This window comes from Nocardiopsis flavescens, assembly GCF_900141985.1.
Taxonomy (GTDB): Bacteria; Actinomycetota; Actinomycetes; order Streptosporangiales; family Streptosporangiaceae; genus Nocardiopsis; species Nocardiopsis flavescens.
In genome coordinates this window covers 41,279-52,921 of sequence record NZ_FQZK01000021.1, presented here as the reverse complement: position 1 = coordinate 52,921, position 11,643 = coordinate 41,279, and the positions used below count along the sequence as shown (strand labels likewise).

General features: G+C 74.5%; 8 protein-coding genes. 1 reads left to right on the top strand and 7 read right to left on the bottom strand.

Going from position 1 to position 11,643, the window contains the following annotated elements; translation table 11 throughout:
- Positions 1-31 precede the first annotated feature (31 nt).
- Entirely contained in the window at positions 32-1,117 is a 1,086-nt protein-coding gene (locus tag BUE45_RS25150; protein ID WP_073382547.1) for a type I restriction endonuclease, read from the bottom strand.
- 844 nt (positions 1,118-1,961) lie between these two features.
- Between BUE45_RS25150 and BUE45_RS25145 the strand changes: the two genes are divergently transcribed.
- The gene (locus tag BUE45_RS25145) at positions 1,962-2,570 is read left to right on the top strand and encodes a hypothetical protein (protein ID WP_084737811.1); all 609 of its coding nucleotides are present in this window, start codon (positions 1,962-1,964) and stop codon (positions 2,568-2,570) included.
- Here BUE45_RS25145 and BUE45_RS32025 read toward each other — a convergent pair.
- The 6 genes from BUE45_RS32025 to BUE45_RS25115 form a co-directional block, all read right to left on the bottom strand.
- Positions 2,558-2,743 carry a hypothetical protein gene (locus BUE45_RS32025; RefSeq protein WP_143173475.1) on the bottom strand — a complete coding sequence of 62 codons (186 nt, stop codon included), beginning with the start codon at positions 2,741-2,743 and terminating at the stop codon, positions 2,558-2,560. The genes BUE45_RS25145 and BUE45_RS32025 overlap by 13 nt on opposite strands.
- A gap of 117 nt (positions 2,744-2,860) precedes the next feature.
- The gene (locus BUE45_RS25135; RefSeq protein ID WP_073382541.1) at positions 2,861-3,811 is read right to left on the bottom strand and encodes a bile acid:sodium symporter family protein; all 951 of its coding nucleotides are present in this window, start codon (positions 3,809-3,811) and stop codon (positions 2,861-2,863) included.
- A 103-nt stretch (positions 3,812-3,914) separates the two neighbouring features.
- Positions 3,915-4,493, bottom strand: coding sequence for a hypothetical protein (locus BUE45_RS31450; protein ID WP_143173474.1), 579 nt, complete (start codon positions 4,491-4,493; stop codon positions 3,915-3,917).
- Between the two features lie 31 nt (positions 4,494-4,524).
- Complete coding sequence (locus BUE45_RS25125) at positions 4,525-5,799, bottom strand: TIGR02679 family protein (protein WP_073382538.1); 1,275 nt, start codon at positions 5,797-5,799, stop codon at positions 4,525-4,527.
- A 13-nt stretch (positions 5,800-5,812) separates the two neighbouring features.
- Positions 5,813-10,249, bottom strand: coding sequence for an SbcC/MukB-like Walker B domain-containing protein (locus tag BUE45_RS33925; RefSeq protein WP_073382536.1), 4,437 nt, complete (start codon positions 10,247-10,249; stop codon positions 5,813-5,815).
- Positions 10,249-11,616: a DUF2398 family protein gene (locus BUE45_RS25115; protein WP_073382533.1), complete on the bottom strand. Its 1,368-nt coding sequence runs from the start codon at positions 11,614-11,616 to the stop codon at positions 10,249-10,251. Before BUE45_RS25115 ends, BUE45_RS33925 begins: the two co-directional genes overlap by 1 nt.
- Positions 11,617-11,643: the final 27 nt, after the last annotated feature.

Genomic DNA, 11,643 nt, shown 5'->3' with positions numbered 1-11,643 from the left:
CCCGCGGACCCGCCGACCGGGCCGCGCCAGTTCAGCCCATGTGGCTCCGCACCGCCGCCCGGATCGCGTCGGCGTGGAGGTAGATCTCGTCCATCGACCCCAGGAGGTGGCGGGTCTCGTTCTTGTCCGCGTCGAAGGTGCCCAGGTACTTCTTGGACCGGGCGTTGAAGTGCAGGCGCGCGATCGGCCTGCGGTTGTTGTCGTCGAGCAGGATCGCGAAGTAGCTCTTGGAATCGCGGTGCGTGATCCGCTGGGGCTTGACCTCGCTGCACGCGATGGCCTTGACGACCTGGTACCCCTCCAGCTCCTCCAGCGTAGTCTCGATTCCGGTACCGCGTTCCTCGCCCTCCTGGGGCGCCTCCCCGTCGTCGGCCGCGGTGTCCGCCTCCGCCGGGGGCCGGGGGGCCTCCAGGGCCTTCTTCAGCCGGATGTTGGCCTGGTCGTCGAGGAACGCCGAGGCGGCCTCGCGTACGAGCGGGGTGAACTGGTCCCGCGCCCGTTTGGTGAAGGTGCCGTCGTACACGCGGCCGGCGAGCGACTTGACCCACGCCTCGTCGGGCTCGCTGAACTGCTCGGCGAGTACGCGCTTGATGGCGCCGAGGTATTTGAGCTTCTCCGCGGCGCTGATGACGGAGTCGAGGTTGAAGGACGACTTGGTCAGCTTGTGCAGTTCGGGCAGCAGGCTCTCGTCGACATCCCCGAGGTCGAGCACCATGAAGGGCTTGGAATCCATCAGGTTGGGGGCTTCGAGGTCGGTGTAGAACTGGTATTCCACACCATTGGTGAGGATGGCGATCCGCGCGTTGGTCACGGCGAAGTACCGGAAGAGCTGGGACGCGTGTTCGACCTTCAGCGCGCCGTTGGCCTTCTTGCACTCGATGAGCATCTGCACTTCGCTGTCGCGCATGATCGCGTAGTCGACCTTCTCTCCCTTCTTCACCCCGATGTCCGCGGTGAACTCGGGAACGACCTCGCGCGGGTCGAAGATGTCGTAGCCCAGGACCGTGGCGATGAAAGGCATCACGAAGGCGTTCTTCGCAGCCTCCTCGGTCTGGGTCAGGTCACGCTGCTTCTGTGCCTTGGAGCTGAGTGCCGCGACCTTCTCCGCGAATTCCATACCGATGTCCTCCTCGATTCCCTGGGCGGGGAGCCCGCCTGCCCGAGGGCGCTCCCCGCACTTCTTCCGGCGGTTCTCTCATCACGGACCGCGGCCCTGAGGGTTGCGGGTACGGCCCGTCACACCGCCGTCACCCGTGTCGGGTATTCACCGGACCGAACGGCGAATAGCGACTCGGAGTCGAGCACCTCACGCACAGGAACGGGTTTCTGCACACGGCGGACCTCCGTCCGGGTAAACCCGGGGCAGGCGATCGCCGTCCCTGTAAGTGGGAGACTTGGCGTTCTCAACTGAAACCAGAATACACAGAACCCTGTGAATCGGGTTAACAATCCAGTTTCTTCATGAACGATCCGACTCGGCGGTTCGCCTGGGGCCAGGACGCCGCTTCCCGGGTTCCCCTTCCGCTCCGGAGGCCGCTCCCGAGCCCGGCTCCGAGGTCAGGTGCACAAGGACGCTCCGGAAGGTGCGTCACACAGGGAAACGGCGAGCCGGTCACGGCCTCCCCGTAAGGCGGCCGGTGTCCACCGAGATGTTGCGTCCAAACCGACAGGGAGGGTCGAACCGAGCCGATTCCCACCGGCCGTCGGTCCTTCTGGGGTACTTCTTCAAAGCTCACCGGAGCCGATCCGCCCACCCCTGCCGACACAGCGGAACGGGCCCCTCCGGAAAGCCGCCTGCCCGGTGGCGGGTGAGCGGCCTTTCCATCCGGCCCGCCGGTCCCGACCGCGGTCGGCCCGCCCTGCCCGCCCGCGGGAGGGGGCGTCGTCTTCGTCGGAGGGGCGGGGCCCGGACCGGAACCGGGGCCGCGGCGCGGGGATCGGAGTACGGCGGAGGTGACCGCATGGGCGGGTGGAAGCGGTGGGGCACGCGGCGGCGCGCGGCGGCGTCCGGGCGGCCGGAGCCGGCGGAGGGCGCCGGGGGGCGGGCCACGGGGATCGAGTATCCGGTGTGGCGGCTGGTGATGGCCGCGGTCGCCGCCGCGGTGGCGTACTTCTTCCTGGCGGTCGGGGTGCAGCTGGCCGGGCACGAGCTGCGGGCGCTCGGGGCCGCCTACGGGTGGTCCGGGGAGGCCGGGCGGGTGACGGTGACCCATGAGGAGGTGCGCCACTCCCGGAGCACCACCAGGATCTGTTTCGGGACCTTCGAGTCCGACGGCGGGGCCGTGCGGGAGGGGGTGCAGGTGCGGTCCTCGCGGGGGTGCGAGCCGGGCCGGGTCGCCGACGTGCGGTGGGTGCCCGGGGAGGACACCTGGCTGACGACGACCACGGCCGACCGCGTCTACGAGGACGCCGGGTTCGGCAGCGGGGCCGGGACCTCGCTGCTCCTGCTGGTGTTCATGGGCCTGTTCTGCTTCGGCTTGGGCGGGCTTTTCGCGGTGGGCGCGGTCGCCGTGGGCGGCGGCCTGGCCTGGGAGGCGCTGCTCCGGGCGGTCCGGCGTCAGTCGAAGTGACAGCGGGGGCGGGGGACGCGCCTGCGGCGGCGGCCGTGCGCGCGCAGGGCCGGAACGAGGACGGAGGGGGCCGCCGGGACCGCCGGGGCGGGCGGCGGGGGCGGGACGGGAGGGAGGTGGGCGCCGGTCGTGGTCAGGGACAGGGCGAGGAGGCCGGAGATGATGCGAGCCATGGTCACAGCCTGCCAAGCATCGCTCTCCGGCGCGGGCCGATCACCCTCACGGAGGTGTCCGTTTGTGGACCGCCGCTACGGGTGTGGGTTCGGTCGTGCCCGGGTACTCGTTTTCGGTCAGGGTGTCGGGGCGGGCTCGTCCTTCGGGGCGCGGCGGGCCCAGTAGGTGGCCAGCGCCGAGCCGGACAGGTTGTGCCAGACCGAGAACAGGGCGCCCGGCAGGGCGGCGAGCGGGGAGAAGTGGGCGGTGGCCAGGGCGACCGCCAGGCCGGAGTTCTGCATCCCCACCTCCACGCTGACGGCGCGGCGGGCGCTGTCGGGCAGGCGGCCCAGGGTGCCGACCAGGTAGCCCAGGCCCAGGCCCAGGCCGTTGTGCAGGACCACGGCGAGCGCCACCAGCAGGCCGGTGCCCAGGACGGCGCCGGCGTTGGCTCCGACGATCCCGGCGACCACGATGACGATGCCGGTCACCGAGACCAGCGGCATCGCGGGCAGCAGGCGTTCGACCAGCGCGGGGGCGGCCATGCGCAGGAGCAGGCCCGCCACGACGGGGCCCAGGACGATCTGCAGGATCGACAGGAACAGGTCGCCCGCGGCCACCGGCAGGGTGGACCCGGCCAGGCCCAGCACGAGGAGGGGCGTCAGGAGCGGGGCGAGCACGGTGGAGATGGAGGTCATCGCCACCGACAGGGCGACGTCCCCGCGGGCCAGGTAGACGATCACGTTGGAGGCCGTGCCGCCGGGCGAGGCGCCGACCAGGATCATGCCGACGGTGAGCAGCGGCGGCAGGCCGAGCAGGTGGGCGATGCCCCAGCCCAGCAGGGGCATGACCGTGTACTGCGCCAGCACGCCCAGCAGGACCGCCTTGGGGTGGCGGGCGACGATCGCGAAGTCGGCCGGGCGCATGGTGAGGCCCATGCCGAACATGATCACGGCGAGCAGCAGCGAGATGTACGGGGTGATGTGCGCCGTGGCCGCGGGCAGCGCGAGCCCGAGCACGGCTCCGCCCAGCACCAGGACCGCGAACCACCGGCCCGTGAAGTCGGCGATGTTCTTGATGAGGTTCATGCGTGGCTTTCCCGTGGAGTTCCCCGGGGCGGGCGGGACGTCCGGCCCGGGCGGTTGCCGCCCCGCGGGGTCGACACCGCCCGGCCAGGGTAGACCCCGTGCCTCAACGGGCGACCAGCTGGGTGTCGATTCCGTCGTCGGGGTGGAAGCTCCAGGTCGCCTCGATGCCGTCCCATTCCAGGCTCCGGCGTCCGTCCAGGGCACGGGTCTGGCCCATCTCGACGAACAGGCTGTCGGGGGCGCCGAGTTCCCGGAGGACGCAGTCGAGCTCGTCGTCGCCCAGACCCGCGGTGTCGGTGGCCCCCCGGTGCTGGAGGAACACCGAGCGGCCCTCGTCGCCGACCTCGGCCGAGGGGTGGTCGGTGAGGCCGCAGGTCTCCAGGGCGGTGTCGAAGGGGCGCCCGCGCAGGTCGACCGAGGTGAGCAGCAGGGTGGCGACCGCTCCCAGGAGGGCTCCGGCCAACAGGCCGACGGCGAGGGTGAGCCACGGGGAGACGCCCCGGGCGGGCCGCCGGTACGGGTCCGGTGCCGGGGCGGACCCCGCCGGCCGCGGCGGGACGCGGGGGCCGCCCTGGGGCGGGATGCTCCAGCCCGGGCCGGGGGCCGAGGGCGGCACGGGCGGAGGCGGTGCCCAGCGGGGCCCGCGCCCGGAGTCCTCCTGCGGAGGTGGGTTGCCGTCCATGCCGCCCTCCCTGTGCTTCGCGCTCAGGGAGTCATGCCCGGCCGGACGGCCGCGCATCCTCCGGACCGGGCAAAACCGGGACCGGGCCGCCCGCCAGGTCTCGCAGCAGGTCGTCGATCACGGACTCCTCGTGGACGGCGCGCCCGTGCCGGGCCATGGCCTCGGCGAGTCCGGGGTCCCAGGGGGTGGGTCCGAGGGCGGCGGCCCCGGACAGCTCCGGGAAGGAATCGTCGACGCGGGACGTGTAGTCGGCGGCGGTCATGCGCCAGGGTTCGGCCGCGTGGCGGGCGATCGCGTACCGCGTCATCGCCACCCCGGCGGCGTCGAAGTCGCCGTGGTAGCGGAGCCGCCCCCCGTTCGCACGGATCGCGGAGGCCAGGCGGTGGAAGGCCGCGGCGGGCCAGCCCTCGGTGCACAGCAGCGGGGGGCAGGCCGCGCCGAGCCGTTCGGCGGCGGTGCGCAGGACCGCGGGGTTCTCGCAGACGGACACGACCGGGGCGGTCACCGTGATCGGCAAGGTGACGAGCTGGTGGAGAGTGACCTGGAACGGGACACCGAGCGCGGCGGCGCCGGTGAGCCACTCCCCCAGTCCGGCCCCGGCGGCGGGCAGGCCCAGGACCAGGACCCGGCTGGACAGGTCGTCGTTGATGACGCCGTGGGCCTCCCAGAGGGCGCGGGCGGCCTCGGCACTGTCGGACCGGGGCAGGCCGGTGCGTTCGGCCAGCGCCCCCAGGACGAGGGTGGCGAGCGGGGTCCGGGGCTCCAGGGCCTTGGTGTCCCCGGCGGTCCGGGCTGCCAGGTCCTGGCGGGTCAGGCGCGGTGGGTCGTCGGCGGTGACGTGTTCCAGGATGCGCACGGCCCGGGCCAGGCGTTGGGTCTTCTTTTCGTTGGTGAGCCACGTGACGGTGCCCTTGGCGGTCCGCCCCAGCCAGTCGCGGTACCAGTCGTGGGCGGTCAGCGGGCTGTTCAGGGCGGGGGCGAGGACCTCCTCGCGGAGCCTCTCCCTCTCCCGCTCCTCGTCGCGGCGTCGGCGCAGGGGCGGCCCAACGGCCTCCAGCACGTCCACGAGCCCTTCGTTGCGGGAGCGGCGCAGGGCGGCGTCGAGTTTCGCCAGGGGTACGCGGAGGGTGCGCGCGCCCGGGGAGTAGGCGGTGCCGAGCAGGCCCTGGATCGCGTTGCGCTCGGCCTCGGTGGGGCCGGGCACACTGGCGCCGCCCTCGACCTCGCCGTTATGGAGTTCCACGACCCGCCGGGCGGAGGCCAGCAGGCGGGCGTAGGCGGGACGGTTCAGCGGATGCTCGGGCACGGGGCCTCCCGGGTCAGTCGGCTTCGGCGGTATCGGCGAGGTCGACCGGGAGGGTCCCCTCGGTGGCCAGCGGGACGAACCGGCTGGGCGTGATGCCGAGCAGGTGGGAGGACAGGGCGTCGTTGCCGGAGAACCCGGCGTCGGCGTCGACGACCTGGGCGCCGTCCCACAGCATGAACATGGCGGAGACGGTGTGGGACGCCTTGTCGTGGTGCATGTCGTAGTGGGAGGCCATGGGGACGCTGTCGTAGTGCACCCACAGGTCGTGCCCGGTCATGAACACGTCGAGGTCGAAGGTGACGGTGAGGCCCATCAGCTCGGGCTTGTAGCGGTCGTCGATGCCGGCGAACGCCTCGTCCAGGGCGATCAGGCGCGGGCAGGTGGCGCGGGCGGAGGAGTACAGGGCGTTGGCGGCGGCGAACAGGGGCAGGTGGATGGCGGCGGACTTCTCGCCGCCGGACATCTCCTCGTGCTTGGCCTTGGTGAGGCGGACCTCGTCCTGGCCGGGGACGGCCTTGCGCAGCTCGAACCGGTACCACTCGCGGTAGTCCAGGACCGCGGCCAGGACCTGCTTGTAGGTGGCGCGGGGATGGGCGGCGTGGTACTCGCGGATCAGTTCGCGCAGCAGGCCGCGCAGTTCGGACAGGCCGCCCTGACCCAGGCCGACGGAGTCGCGGCGCAGCAGGTCGGCGACGGTGCGGCGGCGGTCGGTGAGGTGGTCGGCGCGGGTCCAGCGGATGCCGATCCGGGTGCCGGAGGTCATCGGGCGCGAGCGGGTGTCGGAGTCCATGCTGCGGACCAGGTCCCGGGCGGTGCGGACGCGCTCGTGGATCTGCTGGGCGAGGGCGGAGAGGAGTTCGTCCTCCAGGACGCCGCGCTCCTCGCGGCGGAGCAGGGCGTCCTGTTCCTCGACGCGTTCGGCGACCAGGCGCGCGAAGGCCGGGAGGGGGTTGCGCCCGGCCTCGTCGTTGACGTGGACGACCACGAGGCCGCTCGGGTCGGCCTCGTGGTCCACCTGGTGGCCGTCGGCGGTGGCGGCGAGCGCGTCGGTGAACACGCGCAGGGCCTCGGACATGCGGGTGCCCGCGGTCTTGAGGGCGGACTCGGTGACGGGTGCGGTGCCGACGGCGGCGGTGAAGGCGTCCAGGGTGTCGGCGGCGCCCGGCGGCAGGACCGAGCGCAGGGCCTTCGCGGGGGCGGTGCCGCCGGTGACCGCCGCGGTCACCCGGTCGGCGGCCTCCTCGGCGCCGGGCCACAGGGCCGGGGCGGGCCAGGCGCGGTCGCCGTCGACGCCCAGCAGGGTGCGGGTGCCGGGTCGGGTGAGCGGGGCCAGGCCCGCGCAGTGCTCGAACACGCCCTCCAGGGAGAGGAGGAGGGAGGAGCGGCCGTTCTCGATCCCCGATTCGGCACGGACGACGCCGTCGCGGGCGGCGGTGGCGCGTTGGCGCAGGTCGGCGAGGACGGAGCGGGCGTGGGCGAGGTCCCCCTCGGTGCGCCGCAGCCGGTCGATGGTCTCCCGGGCGGGTGCGTCGACGCTCTCCTGGCGGACCTGGAGCCGCTTCACGGTCTCGGCGTGCTCGGCGGCGCGCTCCTCGTGGGCCCGGGTGTCGGCGGCGTGGGCCAGGGTGAGGCGCTCGATGGTGGCGGTGCGCTCGGCGAGGTCGTGTTCGGCGCGCTCGACGTCGGTGCGGGTCTGGAGCAGGGCGCGGTGGGCCGCGCGGAACGCGTCCAGGGCCGCGGCCACCGCGTCGAGGTCGGCCGGGGCGGTGGGCAGGGAGCGCTCGGCGGCGGCCGCGCGCAGCCGGGTGCGGTGGGCGTCGACGTCGGCGGTGGCGGAGTCCAGGCGCAGGCGGGCGTGCTCACGGGCGGTGCGGGCCCCGGCCACGAGCGTGGCGTGGTGCTCGACCGTCTTGAGGGCGCGGGCGACGGGCGCGGTGTCGGGCAGGTCGGTGCGGGCCAGCGCGAACGCCTTGACCCGGTCGGCCGCGGCGGCGAGGCGCTCCTCCAGGTCGGCGAGCTCGGTGGTGCACGCCGCGATGCGGGCGTCGAGGTCGGCGAGGCGCTCGCGGCGGCGGGCGGCGCGGTTGGTGGCGCCGATGAACTCGGGGGCGGGCTTGGGTCCGGCCCCCACCAGTACACCGAGGGAGAAGTGCCCGCCGGTGGTGATCCGCGTGGCGGGCGGGGAGGACGCGGCTCCGGGGGCGAGGGGCGCACCCGGGGCGGCGACCCCGGCACCGGTGCCGGGGTCGGCCGGGACGGCGGGAACTCCGTCGGCGGTGGTCGGCGCCCCGCCGTACGCAGGCGCGCCGCCGTGGACGGAAAGAACGGAGGGATAGGCGGCCGGGACCTCCCGGGCGGTGTTCGCGGTCTCCGGGACGGCCCGGACGGTGTCGACCGGGCCCGGGGCGTCGGCCAGGGCGATCGAGGCGAGGAGGCGGTCGATCACCTCCGCGGGGACGTGGTCCTGCTCCTCGGCGACCAGGACGTCGGCCAGGGTCGGCCCGGCGGGGGCGCTCCCGCGCGGGGCGGGGGCCAAGTAGGCGTCGGCGTCCCCGGCGGCGAGCGCGGCTCCGGCCGCCCCGGCGTCCGGGTGGACCCAGGCGGTGAGCAGGCCGGCGGCGTCCAGGGCGCCCTCGATCCCGGCGGCGCGGGCCGGGTCCAGGCCGTCGGCGAACCGGACCAGACGCCACAGCGGGGCGCCGGGCCGTCCCTCGCGGGAGGCGGTGCGGGCCCGGTCGGCGGGCGGGGCGTCGTCGCGTTCGGCGGCGATCTCGGCGCGTTCGGCGCGCACGGCCGCCAGGTCGCCGGTGATCCGCTCGCGGTCGCCGGCCAGGCGGTGCTCGTGGCGGATGGCGTCGGTGCGCGCCGGGTCGGTGAGGTCGGTGAAGACCTCCGCGAGTGTGGGCGCGCCGGGCTGGCCGCAGGTGTCCAGGGCGGTGTCGAGCGCGGGCGGGGACACCCGGTCGCAGACCGCTCCCGGGCCCTGTGCCCAGCGCCGGGACCAGTCCGCGAGCGCCTCGGCGACGCCGGTGCGGGCGGAGTCCAGCTCGGACTCGGCGCCGGCGCACGCCTCCTCGGCCCCGGTCAGGGAGGTCAGGGCGCGGGCGGCCTCGGCCTCGGCGCGGCCGCGTTCGGCCTCGACCCGGTGCAGGTCGGACAGGTGCGCGCGGACCTCGTCGAGGTCGGCGGTACGGGCGGCGGCCCGCGCGCGGGCGGTCTCGGGGTCGCTGTCGGCGGGGCCCTCGCCGTCTCCGGTGACCCCGGCGAGGTCGGCGGACTCCTCCAGTTCGGCGAGCAGGTCCGCGATGACGGAGCGGCGCTGTTCCAGGTGCCGGGCGACCCCGTCGGCCTCCTCCCCCAGGCGGGTGGCCTCCTCCTTCTGGCGGTCCAGGCGGCGCGCGGTCTCGGCGAGTTCGCGGTCCCGGTCGTCGCTGTGCCGCAGCTCGACCTCCAGGGCCCGGGCGTCGCGCAGCGCCTCGCTCTCGGACAGGCCCCGGCGGACCGCCTCCAGTTCGTCGGCCTCCTTGCCGACCCGGCCGACCTCGGCGGCCAGGCGCTCCCCCTCGGCGGTGGCCTCGGCCAGCGCGGCGGCGTGCCCGGCGAGGGCGGAGATGTACTCCTCGGCGCGGGCCAGGGAGGCCGCGACGCCGGAGGAGCGGTGGCGGGCGTGCGCGGTGAGGTAGGAGGTGTAGGAGGTGGTGAAGTCCTCCACCGCGGTGTGGGAGGCGGTGGCGTCGTCGAAGCGGCGCTGGACGGCGGAGAGGTTGGCGAAGTCGCGGGCGGCCTGGTCGATGAGCCCCTCGTCGACGGGGCTGAGCCCGGCGGTGAGGGTGTCGGAGACCTTCTCGGGGTCCAGGTCCTTGGCCAGCAGCGGGCGGCGCAGGGCCAGCAGCAGGTCGAGGAGCTGGACGTAGCGCCCGCCCAGGCCGAACAGGCGGGCGTCGACGGCCGCCCGGTAGTCGGTGGCGGAGGCGTGGTGGGAGCCCTCGCCCAGCGCGGCCTTGAGCTGGCGCTCGGTGAGGGGCCGGTTGTCGGTGGCCAGCAGGCCGAAGTCGACGCCCAGGCGCTTGTCGGTGACGAAGAAGGAGGTGGCGACACCGTCCCGGTGCTGCTGGGCGCGCAGGCCGATGACGAGGGTGACGGTCTCGGGACGCGGACCCTCGCCCGGTCGGGCGAACTCCGTCCACACGAACCCGTACTCGGCGTCCTGTCCCTGGTAGAGCAGGTTGGACTTCATGGTGCGGTTCTGGCCGCTGAAGGGGTCCAGGCGGCGCGGGTCGGTGTGGCCGTCCAGGATGAACGGGAACAGCACCTCCAGCGCCTTGGTCTTGCCGGAGCCGTTGTGGCCGCGCAGGACGAGGCGGCCGTCGGCGAAGGTGAACTCCTCGTCGCGGTAGTCCCAGAGGTTGATCACCCCGGCCCGGGTGGGCTTGAAGCGGTCGTGGGACATCAGGTTCCTTCCGGTTCGAGGCCCAGGGGCAGCATGCCGGTGTCGGGGCGCTGGGGCAGCGCGCCCTGGATGTTGCGGTAGCGCAGGGCGGCGGGCAGGACGAGGACGCCGCCGGGGACGGGGCGCAGCAGGAGCAGGTCCGTGAGAAGTTCGAGGGCGGCGTCGAGCAGCCCGCGGGGGTCGCGCTGCCAGGCGGCGGTGAAGGAGGCGGCGCCGAACTCGGCGAACAGGTCGTCGACCATGGCCTCCAGCCGGCCCTGCTCGATGAGGGGCGCGGTGGCGGGTTCGGGGGCCGCGGCGGCGTCGGCGGGGACGGTCCAGGCCAGGGCGTCGACGACGCCCTCGCGGGGCAGGGCGGAGTCGATGCCGGCGACGAGGTCGGCATGGGCGTCCGGGGCCGGGGGCAGCGGCAGGTGGGTGAGGGCCGCCCGGGCGGTCTCCATGCGGTCGGCGATCTTGGCCAGCAGGAGCCCGGCGGTGCGGTTGACGGCGCTGCCGCGGCCGGGGAAGGGGCGGTCGGTGAACAGGCCGCCGGAGTCGGCGAGCAGGACGCCCTCGGCCCGGCGCTCGACGGTCAGGCCGGTGAGGTGGGCGACCTCCTCGGCGACGCCGGGGGTGCGCAGGGCGTCGGCGACGTCGGGGGTGACGTCGGCGTAGTGGACGACGGGGTGCTCGGCGAGGAGGCGGCGGGCGCGGCGGGCGGTCTGTTCGCGGGTGGGCTCGGCGGGGTGGTGGACGAGCAGGCCGGTGACGCCGGTGACGTGCTGGACGGGGCGGGCGGGGCGGAACAGCACCTCGCACACCTCGTGGTCGATGTCGAAGAGGGCGTCCGCCTGGCCGGTGCCGCCGGCCCACGCCTCCAGGGAGCCGTCGGAGACGTGCAGGGCGCCGTGCTCGACGAGCCAGGAGCAGACGTCCACGAGGGCGGCCTTGTGGGTGCCGTCGGTGGGGTCGTACCCCAGGCCGTCGATGGAGTTGGCGGAGGGGGCGAAGTGGCGGATGAGGTCGGCGAGGCTCACCTCGACCTGGGAGCGCTGGAAGGAGGCGAGCAGCAGGCACAGGTAGGCCAGGCGGCGGCGGTCGAAGGGTCGGCCGCCGCGGGCGAAGACCTGGCGCTGGGTGGGGTCCAGGAGGTCGGGGGCGCGGACCAGGCGGACGTGTTCGGTGGTGGCGATGAGGGTGTGGCCGAACAGGTCGCGCAGGTCCTCGGAGAGTTCGTCGGCCCAGCGCAGGACGTGGGCGAGCACACCGGGGCGGGGACGGGACCGGGTGATGAGGTCGCAGGTGAGGACCCGGCGCATCGCCTGCTGGTAGGAGCCGAGGTCGGCGGGGTCGATCCGCTGCGCGGGACGGCGTCGTCGGCTCACGGCCCCTCCCCCGGGTGTGCCGGGACG